Origin of the sequence: Planktotalea sp. (assembly GCF_965659345.1) — a bacterium.
In the GTDB taxonomy this organism is placed as follows: Bacteria; Pseudomonadota; Alphaproteobacteria; order Rhodobacterales; family Rhodobacteraceae; genus Planktotalea.
In genome coordinates, this window is sequence record NZ_CBFHVK010000011.1 from 37,297 (window position 1) to 56,139 (window position 18,843).

At 54.3% G+C, this 18,843-nt stretch carries 18 protein-coding genes; 10 read left to right on the top strand and 8 right to left on the bottom strand.

Annotation, left to right across the window (positions count from 1 at the left end; all coding sequences use genetic code 11):
* Positions 1-82: 82 nt before the first annotated feature.
* Positions 83-859, top strand: a complete 777-nt coding sequence (gene truA / locus ACTG3Z_RS10555; RefSeq protein WP_439143034.1) for a tRNA pseudouridine(38-40) synthase TruA — start codon at positions 83-85, stop codon at positions 857-859.
* On the opposite strand, the gene ACTG3Z_RS10560 is transcribed toward truA, so the two are convergent.
* Genes ACTG3Z_RS10560 through tadA form a run of 4 tightly spaced genes read right to left on the bottom strand, consistent with a single transcriptional unit; the run spans position 860 to position 4,481 of the window.
* The gene (locus ACTG3Z_RS10560) at positions 860-1,300 is read right to left on the bottom strand and encodes a DUF3726 domain-containing protein (RefSeq protein ID WP_439143035.1); all 441 of its coding nucleotides are present in this window, start codon (positions 1,298-1,300) and stop codon (positions 860-862) included.
* A 3-nt stretch (positions 1,301-1,303) separates the two neighbouring features.
* The gene (locus tag ACTG3Z_RS10565) at positions 1,304-2,956 is read right to left on the bottom strand and encodes a hypothetical protein (protein WP_439143036.1); all 1,653 of its coding nucleotides are present in this window, start codon (positions 2,954-2,956) and stop codon (positions 1,304-1,306) included.
* On the bottom strand, positions 2,953-3,999 hold the full coding sequence (locus ACTG3Z_RS10570; protein WP_439143124.1) for a membrane dipeptidase: 1,047 nt from the start codon (positions 3,997-3,999) through the stop codon (positions 2,953-2,955). Before ACTG3Z_RS10570 ends, ACTG3Z_RS10565 begins: the two co-directional genes overlap by 4 nt.
* Before the next feature lie 32 nt (positions 4,000-4,031).
* Positions 4,032-4,481, bottom strand: coding sequence for a tRNA adenosine(34) deaminase TadA (tadA, locus tag ACTG3Z_RS10575; protein WP_439143037.1), 450 nt, complete (start codon positions 4,479-4,481; stop codon positions 4,032-4,034).
* A 53-nt stretch (positions 4,482-4,534) separates the two neighbouring features.
* Here tadA and ACTG3Z_RS10580 point away from each other — a divergent pair, with 53 nt between their 5' ends.
* The 9 genes from ACTG3Z_RS10580 to dtd all read left to right on the top strand — a co-directional run bounded on the left by ACTG3Z_RS10580 (position 4,535) and on the right by dtd (position 13,176).
* Positions 4,535-5,467: a pseudouridine synthase gene (locus ACTG3Z_RS10580; RefSeq protein WP_439143038.1), complete on the top strand. Its 933-nt coding sequence runs from the start codon at positions 4,535-4,537 to the stop codon at positions 5,465-5,467.
* 158 nt (positions 5,468-5,625) lie between these two features.
* The gene (locus ACTG3Z_RS10585) at positions 5,626-6,444 is read left to right on the top strand and encodes a TerC family protein (RefSeq protein WP_375265708.1); all 819 of its coding nucleotides are present in this window, start codon (positions 5,626-5,628) and stop codon (positions 6,442-6,444) included.
* 225 nt (positions 6,445-6,669) lie between these two features.
* Entirely contained in the window at positions 6,670-7,566 is an 897-nt protein-coding gene (locus ACTG3Z_RS10590; protein WP_439143039.1) for a 5-bromo-4-chloroindolyl phosphate hydrolysis family protein, read from the top strand.
* A gap of 16 nt (positions 7,567-7,582) precedes the next feature.
* A complete protein-coding gene (locus ACTG3Z_RS10595; protein ID WP_439143040.1) occupies positions 7,583-8,776 on the top strand; it encodes a toxic anion resistance protein in 1,194 nt (397 codons plus the stop codon).
* Complete coding sequence (locus ACTG3Z_RS10600) at positions 8,777-9,745, top strand: DUF2927 domain-containing protein (RefSeq protein ID WP_439143041.1); 969 nt, start codon at positions 8,777-8,779, stop codon at positions 9,743-9,745.
* Between the two features lie 38 nt (positions 9,746-9,783).
* A complete protein-coding gene (locus ACTG3Z_RS10605; RefSeq protein ID WP_439143042.1) occupies positions 9,784-10,908 on the top strand; it encodes an SPFH domain-containing protein in 1,125 nt (374 codons plus the stop codon).
* A gap of 53 nt (positions 10,909-10,961) precedes the next feature.
* Positions 10,962-12,068, top strand: coding sequence for a TFIIB-type zinc finger domain-containing protein (locus ACTG3Z_RS10610; RefSeq protein ID WP_439143043.1), 1,107 nt, complete (start codon positions 10,962-10,964; stop codon positions 12,066-12,068).
* On the top strand, positions 12,065-12,742 hold the full coding sequence (locus ACTG3Z_RS10615) for a nitroreductase (RefSeq protein WP_439143044.1): 678 nt from the start codon (positions 12,065-12,067) through the stop codon (positions 12,740-12,742). The genes ACTG3Z_RS10610 and ACTG3Z_RS10615 overlap by 4 nt, the downstream gene beginning before the upstream one ends.
* Positions 12,739-13,176 (top strand): D-aminoacyl-tRNA deacylase, encoded by a 438-nt coding sequence (gene dtd / locus ACTG3Z_RS10620; RefSeq protein WP_439143045.1) that lies wholly within the window; start codon positions 12,739-12,741, stop codon positions 13,174-13,176. The genes ACTG3Z_RS10615 and dtd overlap by 4 nt, the downstream gene beginning before the upstream one ends.
* Before the next feature lie 91 nt (positions 13,177-13,267).
* Here the strand turns inward: dtd and ACTG3Z_RS10625 are convergent, their stop codons facing one another.
* The 4 genes from ACTG3Z_RS10625 to ACTG3Z_RS10640 are packed head-to-tail and all read right to left on the bottom strand — an operon-like array spanning position 13,268 to position 18,785.
* Positions 13,268-13,774 carry an alkylphosphonate utilization protein gene (locus tag ACTG3Z_RS10625; RefSeq protein WP_439143046.1) on the bottom strand — a complete coding sequence of 169 codons (507 nt, stop codon included), beginning with the start codon at positions 13,772-13,774 and terminating at the stop codon, positions 13,268-13,270.
* An 8-nt stretch (positions 13,775-13,782) separates the two neighbouring features.
* Positions 13,783-14,973, bottom strand: coding sequence for an HlyD family efflux transporter periplasmic adaptor subunit (locus ACTG3Z_RS10630; protein ID WP_439143047.1), 1,191 nt, complete (start codon positions 14,971-14,973; stop codon positions 13,783-13,785).
* Positions 14,974-14,976: 3 nt separating this feature from the next.
* Entirely contained in the window at positions 14,977-17,169 is a 2,193-nt protein-coding gene (locus ACTG3Z_RS10635; protein ID WP_439143125.1) for a type I secretion system permease/ATPase, read from the bottom strand.
* Positions 17,170-17,225: 56 nt separating this feature from the next.
* Positions 17,226-18,785: a TolC family protein gene (locus ACTG3Z_RS10640; protein WP_439143048.1), complete on the bottom strand. Its 1,560-nt coding sequence runs from the start codon at positions 18,783-18,785 to the stop codon at positions 17,226-17,228.
* Between the last annotated feature and the right edge of the window lie 58 nt (positions 18,786-18,843).

Below are 18,843 nucleotides of genomic sequence, written 5' to 3' on the forward strand. Positions count from 1 at the left end.
TTAAGGATAAGGATGCACCCACCACGTTACCAGAGGGGAAAAACCATTGTTTCCGCCCCCTTGCGTCGTTAAGAGCAGCGCTATGCCCAGATATGCCCTTAAAATTGAATACCACGGCGCGCCTTTTGTTGGATGGCAACGCCAAAACGCTCAGACTTCGGTACAGGGCCAAATCGAAGCCGCGCTGGCCAAGCTTGAAAGCGGGCCGCACACAATTGCCGCAGCGGGGCGCACGGATGCAGGCGTTCATGCGTGGGGACAAGTGGCGCATTGCGATCTGAGCAAAGACTGGGATCCGTTCAAGCTGTCGGGCGCGTTGAACTATCATCTTAAACCTGACCCGATTTCCATTGTTGCATGTGTTTGGGTCGATGATGATTGGCACGCGCGCTTTTCAGCCGTTGAGCGGCGCTACGAATTTCGCCTGTTGATGCGGCGCGCACCCGCGACACATGACGCAGGTCTGGTTTGGCAAGTGCCGCGTTTACTGGATGTCGAAGCAATGCAGATGGGTGCACATCATTTGATTGGGCACCACGATTTTACAACCTTCCGTTCTTCTATTTGCCAGGCACTAAGCCCAGTAAAGACACTTGATGAATTGACTGTGCGCCAGATTGACGGACGATCTGGCCCAGAAGTCCGCTTTACGGTGCGTGCGCGCTCTTTCTTGCACAACCAAGTGCGTAGCTTTGTAGGAACTTTGGAATGTGTCGGCTCTGGCGCGTGGGCACCGGATGATGTGCGCACAGCCCTTGAAGCAAAAGAGCGCCAAGCCTGCGGCACCGTTAGCCCGCCCCACGGGCTCTACCTTGCCGAGGTGCGTTATCCAGAAGATGTTTTTGCAAACGCTGAGTGATCAGTCGTTATCGCTCAAACCAGCGCCCGCCCCTGCAAGCCGCGAAGCTTCACTTTCCGGTACGAGCATCTTTGCCGCATATTGCGCAAATGCGCTCCATAAACTCTCATCAACTTCAAAGGGTCCGACGACTTTCTTGGGCGAACACATGGCGTCCATCAGAGCGGCATCAACGTTGCATTCCAATTTCACCCTCACCCCTGCTGCACTAAGGTCTTGCCAAGCTATAACCGCCTGAACAGGATGGCCGCCCCTTACGACGCCTTGATCCAATATTGGGGCTTCACACGGACGGCCAAGCGCTTCAAGTACGCAAGGCAAATTCCCTGTAGAGCTTAACAAAGGCGCAGCACGCGCAAGTTCTTCTGCGCAGCCAAGGGGCAAACCAGCGCCGCGTGCCGCCTTAAGAACCATGCTCGAAATTTCATTGGCAGAGCGCATCGCCTACTCCCCAAAGCACGGCAACCACCAATCATCCGCGCGACTGAGTTCATCAAACAAAGGCGCACCTTGGCACAAGGTGATCCGCGTCCAGCGATCCGATTTCGGATCAAACTTCGCCGCTCCGAAAAACGACAACTTGCAACGCAGCATATCAATCGGAAGGCAACGATCAGCGATTAAGTTGTCGCGGATTTCACCATATGGCGCGCGGGCGAGTGTTTGCACACGGCGCACCGCAAAGCGCAGATCAGGGCGCTTGAGCAACAGCTCGGCTGTAATGCCGCTCTCGCCCTCCAATGCTTGCGACAACGTTGACACCTGTCGTGCGATATCAAGCGGGCTTTCCAGCTCTGCGCCCTCTTCTTCATGGCGCATGCCAAGACGCGGCTCTTGCTTGGCCTCGGAAACATACCAGAACTGCGCCGTTTCACGCGTGCATTCAAAATCAAGCGCTGTCGCCCAATCCCAATCGCGCGCGATCAATGCACGCAATTCAGTCACTTGCATCGCCGGATCAAGCTCAGCGCCATAAGGGTTGGCCATACAATCGGTGAGACCGTCAATCAGCGAGCCAAAAGGCTCCAACAGCAAAGCAACCAGCAGCTCTTGCGTGTCTTCAAACCAATGCTCTGACGCTTGCAGGATCTGCTGGATCGGCTCTTGTGCACTCACTGTCTGCGCAAGCATCTCCTGCACCGCAGGCCAATCACGTTTGAGCTGCTCAATGCGACCCGCCGCAATCTCATCCGGCACAGACCATTCGCCCAAGTGCCGCCCAGCGCGTGCAGCCAAGGCAATGATCTGCGTTTGTTCATCCGCGCTCAACTTTGGGAGCGCAGCGATACGCGCCAGCGCCGTTTCGCGCACTTGCATCCAACTATCAAGCAGGCGTGGATGACTGACCAAAAAAGGTGCCATGCCCAGCCCTGTAGAATTTCCAATACCCAGATGACGCTTCAATTTGGGATCTAACGCTGCACCGCCCACATGCTCCGCAAGATCATGGGTGAAGCCACGAATGAGCCAGACTGTCAGCATCTCAGCGGCAAAAGGTCCACCAAGGCAAGGACGCGCTGCAATGTGAGCGCGATCAGCAATGCCAAATTTACCGTTTCCATAAACCGCTGTTGTGCGCATCAAATAGCCCACATCACGCACCATCGCTTTGTCCGGCTGATCGCCCCGTTTCAGTGCATCGGTGACATGTTGGAACAAACGGACAGACTTGTTGGCACGGCTTAAAACCAGATCGCGCTCTGTAAAGCGCGCGGCTTCTTGCTTTGGCGCAGACGCGACGATGCGCGCGATCTCGTCTTCGCTTGGGATGCCGTCATAAAGCACGTAAGCGCTGTCCCACGCCGTCGCGATCACACGGTCAGTGCGCAACTCGGGCGGCAAGTCCGTTGAGATAGCGACGAGTGAGTAGTCATATCCCCCGAGGTGCACGCTATAAACCGCATGGCCAAAACCATCTTCATCCATGCACCAAACTGGACGCGTCACCTGCACATTATTAGCTGCCAAATCTCGCATCAACGTGCGCAAAAACGACAAACGCGTCGGGAACATCGCCCCCATACGGCGAAGACGCATCACAGTGCTGGGCGGCCGCATATCTATTTGCGGCGCTATCTCTCGTTCAGGCGCGCTCATGTCGCGGGACCAAAGGATGTATCATAAAAGTTGAACCAATTGCCGCCCATGATGCCCTCCATTTCGCTCTTGCTAAAACCAACATCTAGCAGACCTTGAGCAATCGTTCCGAAATCGCGATTATCATTGAACCAGCTTGGCATTGGCGGGAATCCTGCATCACTTGCGCTGCCCTCGCCGTAGTCAATCACCTTGCTCCACCGCCCTACGCGCATCCATTCTACGATGCTGTCTGGCTGATCTTGACAGAGATCCGTACCAATCCCAAGGTGCTCCGCCCCATAGCGCGACGCGGCCTCTGCCACCATTTCGCAAAAGCTTTGCAACGTGCACGCGGGCCCGTCCTTAAGATGGTGCGGGTATACAGAAAACCCAAGCATACCGCCGCGCGCTGTGAGAGCTTTGAGCACATCATCTGATTTATTACGCAGCGCGGGATGCCACCAATGGGGATTGGCATGGGTAATCCCAATCGGGCGACTGGAATGATCAATCGCCTCCAAGGTCGAGCGATCAGCAGAATGGGACATATCCACCACCATCCCAACACGGTTCATTTCTTGCACGACCTGCTTGCCCATGCGGGTCAAACCCGTGTCGTCCGCCTCATAACAGCCCGTCGCGAGCAAGGACTGGTTGTTATAAGTCAGCTGCATAAACCGCACGCCAAGTTGGTGGCAGATCTCGACCAAACCGATATCATCCTCTATCGGGCTGGGGTTCTGGAACCCGAAAAAAATCGCAGTGCGCCCTGTCTCTTGCGCCAAGCGCACGTCGGCAGCGCTTGTGCCTTTGAAAATCAGTTCTGGAAAGCGTTCAAACCAGCGATTGAAGCTTTCAAGGTTCAACACCATTTCACGGAAACTCTCGTGATAGGCGATTGTGACATGAACAGCGTCCACCCCCCCTTCGCGCATTTGGCGGAAGATGGTTTCAGACCAGTTGGCGTATTGTAGATTGTCGATCAACGGTGTTTTCATGGTGATACGAATATCGCAAAGCCGGTCTACGACAAGCCTAAAAAACGACGCGTTTTGGCGGATTTCCTATTTTCTAGAATAATCGCGTGCCGCTCTTAAAGCCGTTTTCCTTTGAAAAAGCGCACAAGTAGTTCAGCGGCTTCATCTGCAGCGATGCCATCGTAGATGTCAGGCGCATGATGGCTTTGCGGATGTTCGAACACGCGCGCGCCGACTGTCACGCCGCCGGACTTCGGATCACCTGCCCCATAATAAAGCCGCCCAATGCGCGCATGGGCAATTGCACCCGCACACATCGCACAAGGCTCTAAGGTCACATAAAGATCGCATCCGATTAAACGATCTTGCCCTAAGGCTATACAAGCGTCCCTAATCGCCATGATCTCCGCATGCGCAGTCGGATCACACCCTTTGCGCGTCGCATTGCGCCCACGTCCGATAATCTTGCCGTCACGCACGACAACAGCACCGACAGGGACTTCGCCTGCTGCTTCAGCTGCGCGTGCTTCTACCAAAGCCGCCTCCATAAAGGATGTGAATTGCATCAAACGTGCTCGTCTCTCTTTCGCTATGCTCTGCAATACCCTAAAGCACCCGTATGGATACAGAAACACCCAAAGGCGATCGCATCGCAAAGGTCTTGGCGCGTGCAGGTGTTGCCTCACGTCGCGAAGCGGAACGCATGATCGAAGCTGGCCGTATCACGGTTGACGGCAAAATCATCGACAGCCCGGCGCTGAACGTATTACCAAACGCGCGCATTTCAGTTGATGGCAAGCCAATGGCTGCGCCAGAACCGCCCCGCGTTTGGATGTATCACAAGCCAACCGGTCTGGTGACAACGGATAGCGATGAAAAGGGCCGCAAGACGATCTTTGATGATCTGCCTGAAGGAATGCCGCGGGTGATGAGCGTTGGGCGTCTCGACCTAAACTCTGAAGGGCTTTTGTTGCTGACCAACGATGGTGGCTTAAAGCGCAAGCTTGAGCTGCCCTCAACAGGATGGCTGCGCAAATACCGCGTGCGTGTTAACGGCCGCCCTACTGAAGAAACGTTCGAACCTTTGCGCAAAGGTCTTAACCTGCAAGGTGAGCACTTCCAGCCGATGCTTGTCAGCATTGATCGCCAACAAGGCGCAAATGCTTGGCTGACCGTTGGTATCCGCGAAGGCAAAAACCGCGAAATTCGCCGCGCTATGGAAGCAATTGAACTTAACGTGAACCGCTTGATCCGCGTTAGCTATGGTCCCTTTCAGCTTGGCAATCTCAAGACGTCTGCCGTCGAGGAACTGCGCCGCAAGACTCTCAAAGACCAACTTGGTCTTAGCGATGAAGATCTCGAAGCGCCGGGAGCAAAGCCAAAACCCAGCCAACGCGGCAAGCAAAACGTCACGCGCGGCAAGCGCCCGCCTCTCCCTAAAGGCCCCCTGCGCGGACGCGACCGCTTTTCGGATAGCGATCCAATGGCGCGCCCTAAATCAAGTGGCAAACCCAACTCTAAATCGGCAAACAAACCGCGCCCCAAGCGCTAACGCCCACCTCTTCCTCTTTCCATAAATATCCCGGGGTGCGCGAGGGGCTGGCCCCTCGCTCCTGTCGCCGCGTTGCGCGCGGGGAAATTCCCCCTTTCCTATTTTCCGTGCGCTCCGCTATAGAAGCCACAAAATATACCAATTTGGGGGACAAATCCGTGGCTGACCTGCTCACATTAGAAAACCTTGGCAACCTTTTGATGCTCTGCTTTTTGCAAGCGGTACTCGGGTTTGACAATCTGCTCTACATTTCAATCGAGAGCCAACGCGCGCCTGTCGCACAACAAAAGTCGGTGCGCTATTGGGGCATCATCATTGCCGTTGCGTTACGTGTCGTCCTTTTGTTCGTCATGATCCGTTTGATCGACGCGATGGCCGAGCCATTTTTCATATTGGACTGGGAAGGCGTGATTACCGGGGGCGTCAACTTCGCAACGCTCGTCTTTATCATCGGTGGTGTGTTCATCATGTACACAGCTGTCAAAGAAATCGGCCACATGCTGACAATCCACGATCTCAACACGGATGTTGAGGGCAAATCAGGTAAATCCGCAGCAAAGGTCATTGCGATGATCGTCACGATGAACCTGATCTTCTCATTCGACTCTGTACTGTCCGCGCTCGCAATTACCGATGTCTTCCCGATCCTAGCGACCGCGATTATCCTTTCTGGTATCGCAATGCTCGTGCTTGCAGATGGCGTTACGCGTTTTCTAGAGCAGAACCGCATGTACGAGGTGCTTGGCCTTTTCATCCTTTTGATTGTTGGTGTCGTCCTACTTGGCGAAGCGGGCCAAGCGGCAGCACATGCGATGCATGACGACAGTCTTGCGCTAAAAGTCTTCGGGTATGAAGTTATTCCAATGTCCAAGACAACCTTCTACTTCTCTGTGCTGGTTTTGGTCGCGGTCGAGATCATCCAATCGGGCTACACGCGCAAACTAAACGCTGAACGACGTACTGGGCAGCGCCACTAACGCCCAAAAAAACGTATTCGGGGGAAAACCATCGGCTTTTCCCCCGAGGACACTGGTTTTTTTCGCTCTTCGAGCACATACTTATAGTTAAGCCAAAGTAAGGCAGTACCAAAGGTTCATCCGGGGGGATGGTATGACCGGAACAGGTCTTCAGAAATTCGCGTATACCGCATTGATCGTTTTGCTCTTCGGCGTCAGCTCTGGCTGGCTTGGAGGCTTATAAACATGGCGCAAAAATTTGGTGGCAAGTATAGCCCCGACGGGAGCACGCAAACAGAGCATGCTGCCCCCCAGCGCAATAGCTTTGAGGGTGCAAACCCAGATGCGGCGGGCGCACGTTCAAACGTTTTGTTCACGCCTGCGATTGTTCTGGTCGCAACGACGTTCTCAGATGGAGCAATTCCGATGGCGTTTGGGCTTGTCGGTGCTGCATCCCTGACCCTGTCCGCATGGCTTTTGCGTTCAGGATTGCGCGCAGAGGCAGAATACAACGCGCGTAAAGTGGCGCGTCGCCCTGCTTTGCCGCGCAAGATGTTTGCCTCTGTCCTCACGGGGATCGGAGCAGCGCTTGCCGTGATTGCACATCTCGACAACTTTAGCATCCTGTCGCCACTGATCTTTGGACTTGCGGCGGGCGGTTTGCATCTTGCAGCCTTTGGCCTTGACCCGCTCAAGCACAAGGGAATGAAAGGGATTGATACTTTCCAGCAAGACCGCGTCAGCCGTGTTGTTGATGAAGCCGAAAAACACCTCAATTCCATGTCAGATGCAATTTTGCGCGCTGGAGATCGAGGAATGGAACGTCGCGTAGAGCAGTTCCAACGCACAGCGCGTGAACTTTTTCGCACAGTTGAAGAAGATCCGCGCGATTTGAGCGGGGCACGCAAGTATCTTGGGGTCTATTTGCGTGGTGCAAGTGATGCGACTGTGAAATTCGCGGATGTCTACTCGCGCACAGGCGACGCACAGGCGCGCACAGATTATTCTGATTTGCTGGATGATCTGGAGCAGAACTTTTCTGCCCGCACCCGCAAAATGCTGCTTGATGACCGCAGCGACCTAACTGTTGAAATTGAAGTGCTGCGCGAACGTTTGCAGCGCGAGGGCGTAAGCTCGTCTTAACTCGGAGAATTTGATAATGGCCACTACAATCCAAGCCAAAGCACAAGAAACGCTCGCTCTCGTGGAAGAAGTGAACGCAGTTGTACTCGCAGAACCAACCGAGGCTAATGCGGTCGTCGTTCTGGCCGAGGCTGATGCCCCTGTCAGCGCGGAAATCACCAAACGCATGGATGAAATCGACATGGATAACACCAATTCCATCGTTGCTTTCGGCTCTGGCGCGCAGGCAGAATTGCAAGTGATCTCGCAGCAAATGCTGGCAGATGTACGCAACAAAGATGTGGGCCCTGCTGGCGACAGCCTCCGCAATATTGTCACAACCATCCGTGGCTTTTCCGTTTCTGAACTAGATGTGCGTCGCAAGCGCAGCTGGTGGGAAAAACTGATTGGTCGCGCCGCTCCTTTCGCGCAATTCACCGCCAAATTTGAAACGGTTCAGGGCCAGATTGACAAAGTCACAGAGGACCTTTTGGGGCATGAGCACACGCTGCTGAAAGACATCAAATCGCTTGATATTCTCTATGACAAGACGCTCGCGTTCTACGACGAACTTGCGCTCTACATCGCGGCGGGCACCGAAAAAATTCGCCTACTCGACGAAAATGATATTCCTGCAAAAGAAGCAGAAGTCCAAGCCGCTCCTGAGGGCGAACAAGTGATGAAAGCGCAAGAGCTGCGCGATCTACGTGCCGCGCGCGATGATCTTGAGCGTCGTGTCCACGATCTTAAACTCACACGTCAGGTGACGATGCAAAGCTTGCCGTCCATTCGTCTTGTACAGGAGAACGACAAATCTTTGGTCACTAAGATCAACTCCACATTGGTGAACACGGTCCCCCTTTGGGAAACACAACTGGCACAGGCGGTCACAATACAACGCTCTGCAGAAGCCGCGGCCGCTGTGCGTGATGCCAATGATCTAACCAATGAATTGCTAACCTCTAACGCTAAGAACCTGCGCGAGAGCAACAAAATGATCCGTACCGAAATGGAGCGCGGCGTCTTTGACATTGAAGCGGTCAAGCAAGCCAATGCAGACCTGATTGGCACCATAGAGGAAAGCTTGCAAATTGCAGACGAAGGCAAAGCAAAGCGTGCCGCTGCCGAAGCCGATTTGAAAAAGATGGAAGGCGACCTGCGCGATACGCTCGCCGCGGCCAAAGCAAAAAGCTCTGGCACAGGCGATACAATCGGCACAGCTGCTGGCTAAATGAAAAAGTTGCGGCGCATTGCATCTATGACAGCCCTGCTTGGCGCATTTGCGCTTGCAGGATGTGATATGCCTGCGCCGCAAATCAACTCTGGCCCCGTGGTTTCGCCTCGCCCGGAAGTGAAACCAGCACGCCCCGTGACGCCTGTACCAAGACCTCAATCAGAAGCCAGCAAAGAACTCGCTAGCTATTACAACCGCATTCAATCGGATCTGTTGGTTCAAGGATTATTGCGCACGGATGGTGGTCGCCCCGACACGCCCTACACAGACACAATGCTGGCTCGAAACTTCGAACGGATTGCATTTTTCGATGAATACTCTGGTGGCGGACTTGGTGCTGCCAATGGGCAAGCTGGTCGCCTGAAACGCTGGCAAGGTCCTGTGCGGTTCAACGTCGAATTTGGGTCTAATATCAGCGCCACAAAGCAAGAGCGCTACAGCGCCAATGTCACACGCTACGCCGCACGTTTGGCCCGCTCAACGGGCCATCCCATCGGCGTCAGCCCAACCAGCGCCAACTTTCATGTTCTCGTCATGAGCGAAGATGATCGCGGTTACGTGCAACAACGCGTGCGCGAGCTTGTGCCGCGCATTGATCCGCAAGCCTTGCGCATCTTTGGCAATCTGCCGCGCTCTATTCATTGCCTTGTTGTCGCCTTTTCCGGCAGTGGCAACAGCTATGGCTATGGTCAAGCCATTGCACTTATCCGCGCCGAACACCCTGATCTCATGCTCCGCTCATGCATTCACGAAGAACTCGCGCAGGGCCTTGGCCTCGCCAATGACAGCCCTGCCGCGCGCCCGTCAATTTTCAACGATGACGATGAATTTGCGCTGCTCACCACACATGATGCGCATCTCCTCGGCATGCTCTACGATCCACGCCTAGAAACCGGCATGACGCTTGAAGCAGCACGCCCAATTATCCGTCAAATGGCAACGGAACGCGTTGGGCCAAGATCATGAAACAAACGATATTGCTTTCCAATTGAAGGACTAAACCCATGGGTATTTTCGATTTTCTCACAGGCGAATTCATCGACGTCATTCATTGGACAGATGACACACGCGACACGATGGTTTGGCGGTTCGAGCGCGAAGGCCATGAAATCAAATATGGCGCAAAACTCACGGTGCGCGAAGGCCAAGCCGCTGTTTTCGTTCATGAAGGTCAGCTTGCGGATGTCTTCACCCCCGGTCTCTACATGCTTGAGACCAACAACATGCCGATCCTCACAACGCTCAACCACTGGGATCACGGCTTTCAAAGCCCTTTCAAGTCTGAGGTCTATTACGTCAACACGACACGCTTTAACGATCTCAAATGGGGCACGAAAAACCCAATCATCGCGCGCGATCCCGAGTTCGGCCCAGTGCGGTTGCGCGCGTTTGGCACATATTCCGTCAAGGTCTCTGATCCGGCACGCTTCTTGACCGAAATTGTCGGCACGGACGGCGAATTTACGATGGATGAAATCAGCTTCCAGATCCGTAATATCATCGTCCAAGAGTTCTCGCGCACCATAGCGCGCTCAGGCATTCCAGTGCTTGATATGGCTGCAAACACACGCGAATTGGGCCAACTGGTCGCCAAAGAAATCGAAGCGCAACTAGCAGAATACGGCCTCTCGCTCCCAGAGCTCTACATTGAAAACATCTCATTACCTCCCGCAGTGGAAGAGGTGATGGACAAGCGCTCTTCCATGGGCGTCATCGGCAATCTCAACGAGTACATGCAGTTTCAAGCGGCCGAAGCTTTGGGCCGCGATGGCGGAGGTGCGGCCGCGATCCAGGCAGGCATGGGCGCAGGTCTTGGCATGCAAATTGCCGGCTCAATGACACAGCAAGCAGGACCATGGGGCGCACGCCCCACCAGCGCACCCACAGCGGCCGCGCCAATGGCACCGCCCCCCCCGCCTGTGGAACATGTTTGGCATATCGCCGCAAATGGCGAAACCACCGGTCCTTTTTCCAAGGCGAAGATGGGCCGCATGGTAAGCGAGGGCACATTGACCCGCGCAAGCCTTGTTTGGACTGCGGGACAAGATGGCTGGAAAGCCGCTGATGAGGTTACCGAACTCGCGCAACTCTTCACGATCCTGCCACCCCCACCCCCCCCTGTGGGCTAGCGAAACATATGTCTTCCTCTCTCTAAAAATATCCCCGCCGGAGGCTCCCAAACGTGCCAGATACGCAGGTATCAAACTTAGAAGAACACCGTTTTCCATGCGATCAATGTGGAGCGGACTTTCGTTTTGACCCGTCGGAGGGGAAGCTCACATGCGATCATTGCGGCCATAGCGCCGCAATCGAAGGGACAGGCCGCCATGCGCAGCCAATCCGAGAGCTTGATTTTGCGGACGCCATCAATGCGCAATTGCCTGACGCAGAAATCGAAGAAACCCGCGTGTTGTCCTGTCTAAATTGCGCCGCTCAGGTAGAGCTTGGTGGCGCAGATCACGCATCTGAATGCCCGTTTTGTGCAACGCCTGTGGTGACCGGAACAGGCATACATCGTCACATCAAGCCCAAAGCTGTGCTGCCTTTCGCGCTCGATGAAAGGAGCGCTCGCAAATCCATGACCGATTGGCTTGGTGGGCTCTGGTTCGCCCCTAACGGACTGAAAGACTATGCGCGCAAAGGGCGCAAAATTCAGGGCATTTATGTACCCTATTGGACCTTTGATGCAGATACGAAATCAAATTACTCGGGCGAACGCGGCACGATCTATTACGAAACGCAGACGGTGATGCGCGATGGCAAGCGCCAGCAAATCAAAGTTCCCAAAACCCGCTGGCGTGCTGTCAGTGGCAAAGTTGCGCGTTTCTTTGATGATGTTTTGGTCCTTGCGTCCAAATCACTCCCTAAGCGCTACACGGATGCGCTGGAACCTTGGGATTTAGCCGCGCTCGAACCCTACAATCCAGAATTTCTGGCTGGAATGCGCGCGGAGGGGTATATGGTCGAACTCCAAGATGGCTTTGCGCAAGCACGCCATCAGATGGAGCGCGTGATTGAGCGCGACGTAAAATTCCATATTGGCGGAGATCGACAGCGTGTACACAACGTCGATACCGACCTAAACGATGTCACCTTCAAACATATCCTTTTGCCGATCTGGCTTGCCGCCTATAAATATCGCGGCAAAACTTATCGGTTTGTTGTCAACGGATCGACAGGACGTGTTCAGGGCGAACGCCCCTACTCTGCCATCAAGATCACTTTTGCTGTCGTGCTTGGCTTGCTGATTGCCGCTGCGATTGGCTTTGGCATGGCGATGACGCAATGAACGCGGCTGAGTCCTTCGAGACGCTTTTGCGCACGCGCCATTCTTGCCGTGCGTTTCTCGACAAGCCTGTCGCGCGCTCAGATATTGAACGCATCATTCGTATTGCCGGGCGTGTCCCGTCTTGGTGCAACGCGCAACCTTGGAAGGTTGTCGTCACAGATCGGGACGAAACGCAGCGCTTCCGCATCGCCCTTCACGCCCATATGCAAGTCAACTCCGCAGCACCCGATATACCGTTTCCCGCAGGTTATTCTGGCCAACATAAAGAGAGACGGCGCGCTTGTGGTTTTCAGCTCTACGATGCCGTTGGGATTGAAAAAGGCGATCGCGTCGCATCTGCTGCTCAAATGATGGAGAACTTCAATTTCTTCGGCGCACCCCATGTTGCGATCATCAGCTCAGGCGCGGAACTAGGCCCTTATGGCGCGATGGACTGTGGTGGTTTTGTGTCTGCCTTTACGCTCGCGGCACAAGCACTGGGGATCGCAAGCATTCCCCAAGCCGCTATCGCGTCTTATGCGCCGTTGATCCGATCACACTTCGGTTTTGAAAACGATCGCTTGATCCTTTGTGCAATCTCTTTGGGGTACGAAGACACAGATCACCCAGCAAATAGTTTTCGCACAGAGCGGGCAGAGATCGATGAGATTATGGAGTGGAAAGGCGTGTCATGAAAGCTGTTGTCCAACGCGTCTCGCGCGCATCTGTGCGTGTCGACGGTGAGGTTATTGGCGCAATCGAACGAGGTGTGTTGATCCTTATGTGCGCAATGCGAGGCGATGAAGCACATCAAGCGGATCAACTCGCGGCAAAAATATCCAAGCTGCGAATTTTTCAAGATGACACCGGCAAGATGAACTTATCGTTGAAGGACATTGAAGGTGCGGCATTGGTGGTGAGCCAGTTCACCTTGGCTGGCGATACAACACGCGGCAATCGGCCAGGTTTTTCTTCTGCTGCCGCCCCTGCGGATGGGAAACGGCTTTATGAGCACTTTAAATCAGCGCTGAGCGAATTGGGATTGCCTGTTCAATCAGGTCAGTTTGGTGCGGATATGGCGGTAGAGTTGATCAACGATGGACCCGTGACGATTTTGTACGATCTTTGATGTAGGGCGCAAAATTTTTTGTAAAAATTTTCTTTAGCGAGGCTCTGCCTCGCGCTCCGGGATATTTATGGAAAAAGGAAACGATAACAACTTAGCTCTTTTTCACGAACTCGGTCAGAATAACGATCCTTTGGCTCTCAACACGTCCTTCAATATGCTTTGCATTATCTTGAACCAGAGAAATATTGCGAAAAGCGGTGCCACGCTTGGCCGTAAAGCCAGCCCCCTTAACCGGGAGTTCTTTTATCAGGACAACAGTATCGCCGCTGCTCAAAACCGCGCCGTTGCTATCACGGTGAACAAGCGCGGCTTCAGGGACATTCTGCGCCTTTTCCAACAGGTCTGGTTCGAGATAGACGATATGCATCAAGTCCCTTGCCCAAGCTGATAGATTGAGGTTCGACAGAATGCGATACGCCGCAACTTGTGTCGGACCGTCCACACTCCAAACAGCGTCGTGCAGACATTGCCAATGGGGATCATCACTTGGCGAAGTCGTGAGGGCTGCGCGACATCGCTCACACAAGTGCGTGGAGAGTCCTGCGCCGTCGATTTCAACCTCGGTGGCGTCTGGCGCAGAACATACAGAACAGATCATATTCGTCCCTAGCGTTCGCGCAGTGCTTCTTTGGATTTATAAAGTGGCTTTAGAAGATATTGCAAAACTGTCTTTTGACCTGTGTGCAACTCAACGCTTGCTTGCATGCCTGGGCGAATTTCGATGCCTTCTTGACGGTTTGTCAGGCTGTTCATATCGACCTTAAGCGTCACTTTATAATGAGGGTCACCATCCGCCGCGCGTGAGCGTTCGTCTTTGAACGTATCGGCTGAAATGAACCCAACGCGCGCTTTGAGCGTGCCATAGATCGTGTAGTCATAGGCGCTGAGCTTGATCGTCGCCTCTTGGCCGCGACGAATGTTGGCGATGTTTTCCGGTTTCACACGCGCTTCGACGAAGAGTTCTTCATCGAGCGGAATGATCTGCAAGATTTCTTCACCCGGACGCACAACGCCGCCGATTGTCGTGACAGAGAGATTATTTACTACGCCGCGCATCGGGCTTACCAGAACAGTCCTGTTAAGTTGGTCGGTACTTGCTTTCATATTCTGTTTCAGCGTCGCAAGCTCCTTGAGCACGTCAGAGTATTCCTGAGCGCGTTCCAGTTCAGTTTGGGTCACGACCTCATCAAACTTGATCTTCGCATCTGCGTGGGCTTTGCGGGCACGCGTTACTTCGATCAATGAAACGATCTCACGTTTGAGCATACGCTCCATCAATTCCAACTCTTTCGCGGCTTGGTTTAGCACGCTCTGCGCCCCATCGCGGCGGGACACAAAGTCGGACTGGCGCGCTCGAAGCAACGCCTTTTCAGAGGCAACCATGCCAGCGGCTTGCATTGCCAAATTAGATGGAATGTTGAAATCAAATTGACCTGCGAGCTCTGCCTCAAGGCGCAAACGGCGCACTTCGAAACCTGTGATTTGCTCGCTCAAGTCATCCACAGAGGATTGGAACTGCGTGCCATGAAGACGCGCAAGCACGTCATCCTTCATCACCTCATCGCCCTCTTTCACGAGAAGTTCCGCGAGGATGCCACCTTCTAGGTTCTGAATGATTTGCGGCCGTGAGGAGGAAATGAACGAGCCATCTGCGCGCACAATTTCATCGACCCAAGCAAAGGCGGCCCAGACGATGAACAGCCAAACCGTGCCAGCGCACAGCCAGATCATCAGGCTTGGCCCTTTGAGGCGCTCGTTCATTTGAGCGCCAAGATTGGTCATGCTCCCTGCGCTCATAGCCTATGCCCCATTCGCAGCGACAGTGCGCGCGCTACTATTGTCAGAATTGTTTTTCGAATTGAGATGCGCCAAGACCTGATCACGCGGACCATCCACAGCCATACGACCGTTTTGCAAGATCAGCGTACGCTCTGTCAGTTTCAGGATTGGCACGCGGTGGGTCGCGATGACGGCTGTGCGCCCTTGCAGCCACGTCTCGAGACGGCTGACCAGTGTGCTTTCAAGCGTTTGATCAAGTGCTGCCGTTGGCTCATCAAGCAAACAAATCGCAGGATCCTGAAGCCACAAACGCGCCCAGCCGATCGATTGGCGTTGGCCGATAGACAGGCCTGCACCGCCATCATGGATTTGAAGATCGAGACCTTTCGGGTGGGTTTTAACGAACTGACCAAGGCCCGCGAAATCGAGCGCATCCATCAGCCGCTCATCATCGCGCTCAAGCATATTGAGGTTCAGGTTATCGCGCAAAGAGCCAGAGAACAGACGCACATCTTGGCCAAGGTAGCCAATGAGGCGGCGCAAATCACGCGGCTCGATCTGGTTCATGTCCGTACCATCGATCAAGATACGACCAGAGGTTGGTGCGTAAAGGCCAGAGAGCATTTTCAGCAACGTCGATTTGCCAGACCCGTTGGTGCCCAGAACCGCAACCGCTTGGCCCGGGTTCAAAGCCACCGCAGATATATCAAGCGTCGGCGCGCCCTCTTCGTCGTAGCGGAACATCACATCACGCAGCTCGAAACGCCCCTCAAGACGTTCGCGGCGCATATATGTGCGGCCTTCTTCGGCGTCTTGTTCAGCGTGCGCGATACCATCAAGACCATCAAGTGCAGTTTTGACGTTGCCCCAGCGGGCCATCGTGCCGGCCAATTGCGTCAAAGGCGCAAGCGTGCGTGACGTCAAAATGCCCGTGGCAATAATAGAGCCAACCGTGAACTGGCCGGCGAAGACCATATAGGCCCCTGCGACAACCGCGCTCACATAAGTGGCCTGTTGCACACCTTGCGACCAGAAAGTCAGATTGGAGGATAGCTTGCGCTGCTCGCTTGATTTCATTGCAGAAAGCGTCGTCAGTTCAGACCACATGCGACGCACACGATCTTCGGCGCGCTGTGTTTTAACCGTGTCGAGTTCAAAGAGCGCTTCTTGCAATAAGCGTGATGCTTTTGCAGAGGCCCCTTGGGTTTCTTCCGTCAGGCGCATCATCTTTTTTTGCAAGAAATAGCTTGGCAGAACCATCAAGATGCCGCCGATGACCAAGACCCAAACCACATTGCCCGCGATGGACGCAACAAGGAACAGGAACACGAAGATGAACGGGATGTCTGTCAGCGTGCCAACGGTAGAGGCCGTAAAGAATTCACGCACGGAGCCAAATTCACGCATGGATGAGAACAGCTGGCTTGGCGATTTGCCTTTGAGATCAGAGCGCATGCCCAGCACGCGATCCATCAAAGTCGCTTGCACTTCGAGCTCGATCTGACGCCCTGCCCCATCAAGCAAACGCGCACGCGCAATTTTGAGGCACACTTCCATAATCAACGCGATCGCGGCACCTGCGGCCAACACCCAAAGCGTGGCTTCGGATTGATGCGGGATAACGCGGTCATAGACCTGCAAGGAAAACAGCGCGACCGCGACAGCCAAAAGGTTGGCCACAAAAGAGCCAAGGATCACCTCGCCAAAGTGGCGCGAGAATTTGGGAAAGTGGCTCCAGAACCAATGTTCATTCAGCTTGGCCGTCTTATGCGCATCGCTGATTTGCTCCAGCGGTGCTTCGGCTTTGATGATGTTGCCCGAGAAATAAGGGCTGAATTCTTCGTATGGAACCTGCGCGCGACTGTCAGTGCAGGTGGGATCAAACAGGATTAGATCACCGCGTGACTGGCTCAGCACCAAAATATACTGTCCATTGGTCATTTGTGCAATCGCAGGCCACAGGTCTGGCGTCATCTCAGTGACACGACCCGTTTCAACAGTCAGCCCAACGGCGCGCAAAGCTTCAGCGTAGCCATCCGCCTCAAGCGTGTCGCCCGCGGTTGTGCAGGCGGCCACGGTTTCAAGCAAATCACTCGCGACCGCTTGAGTGCCAAGCAGCGAAGCATAAAGCTTGATAAGATCCGCGCGGGACTTGGTTTTTTCGCTATAGCGCGGCGCATCATTTTTTTGCGGCTCAGCCGCGACACCCGTCATCACGCCAAGAACGGCTTTGCCGCCTTGGATAATCGTGGGGATGCGTGCTGGCTTGCTCAAATCTCTGCTCCGCTTGCCAAAAGGCCCATCTCATTGGCAATTTCCAGCTTGATCAGTGCAGACTTGAACGTCAGCTCTGCCGCGCTTTGTTGTTGACGCGCATAGGTCTCATAGACGCCCACAACATCCATCACCTGTCGCGTTCCTGCTTTATACTGCGCCTGAAACAGATCGAGGTTCTTTTTGGACTGACTTGTGAGTGCGCGGGATTCCCCCTTTTGGCGCTCAACACCGCGAAGCTGTGCCTCAAGCGCGCGCAGGCGGCGATTGCTGTCTTCGCGCGCTTGCGCAACCAAGCGCTGCGCACCTTCTTTGGCCGCTTCTATCGCTTGCAACTTTGCGCCTGTACCAAGGCTCAATAGCGAGTCCGTTGTCACGTTTAAGCCTAGAGAGTTTCCAGACGTGCCTGTAGAACCTGTTGCTTTAAGGCCAGGCAGATTACCGGCACGTTCCATTGTCGCTTCTGCAATAGCGCGTTCTTTTTCAGCCTCAGCCAAAAGAATACCCAATGGCTTGGTGCCCAAACCATTTACAGACAGTTCAGGAATGCCGCGCACACCTTGCATGGATCGGATCGACATCGCATCCAACTCGGCCAGCGCCGTGTTGCGCGCTTCATTATTTGACGCCATCTCGCTGCGGATTTCCGCAAGCTTCTGACGCAGAACCACAAGATCAGAGCGATCTGACACCCCACCGCGCACACGCTCGGACATGATGTACTCAAAGTGACTCATGTCATTAAAGGCCGTGGTGCTCAGTTCGGATTTCTGCGCGGCCTTTTGTGCTTTGAGATAAAGCTCAAGCGCCGTGAAGACACGCTGGTTGGTGTCCATGGACAGGTTTACCGCCGCCACTTCAACGTCCGCTTTGGCATAAGCGCGCTCCGCCTTTTTGCGGCCGTTGTCAAAGAGCACTTGCTCGACAATCAGATTGGCCACCAAATCGCCAAGGGAGGATAGCGAAATGGACGGGCCAATCGATGGCAACCAATTCTTGGAGGCTGCCACAGCGCGAAGGCGCGCTGCTCGTAATTCGGATTCCGCGGCGCGAGAGTTAGCGGCAAGCACACTGCTTGCAACTTGATCATAAGCACTGCCGTTGGGCAAAAGCGAGCGGCGTGTTTGTAAGCCCGAAATGATAAGGCTCTCGGCACTTTCTTTTGCGCGAGCAGTTTGTACTTTCTGTGCTGCTTTCTCTTCACGGCTCAGACCTGCGGTTTCAGACTTGGGCTTGAACAGCGCTGCGAATTTGGTGCCGCCAGAATTCTGAGAGACCTCTTCCCCCCCAGCCGCATCTTTTTTCTTGAAAAGCCCCGCAAAAGGGTTGGTGCCGCCCGTCTCGTTATTTTCGCTGTTCGCGGCACTGGCAGCTGTTTCGTTGCGCTTAAAAAGCGAAAAGCCCTGCTCCGTTTTTTCAGACTGGGCAAGGTTGGCATCGTCACTGCTAAAGCGCGAAACGAATGGAATGTCTTGTTCTAACGTATTGACGCAGCCCGAAAGTCCCATCGCGAGACCCGCTATCATCAATCCGGTTTTTGCCCTATTGGCCGTCATCTGCCCCAAACCTCACCTGTACACACTTCACCTTTTTAGTGTCAGGGTGCGCCGCGCT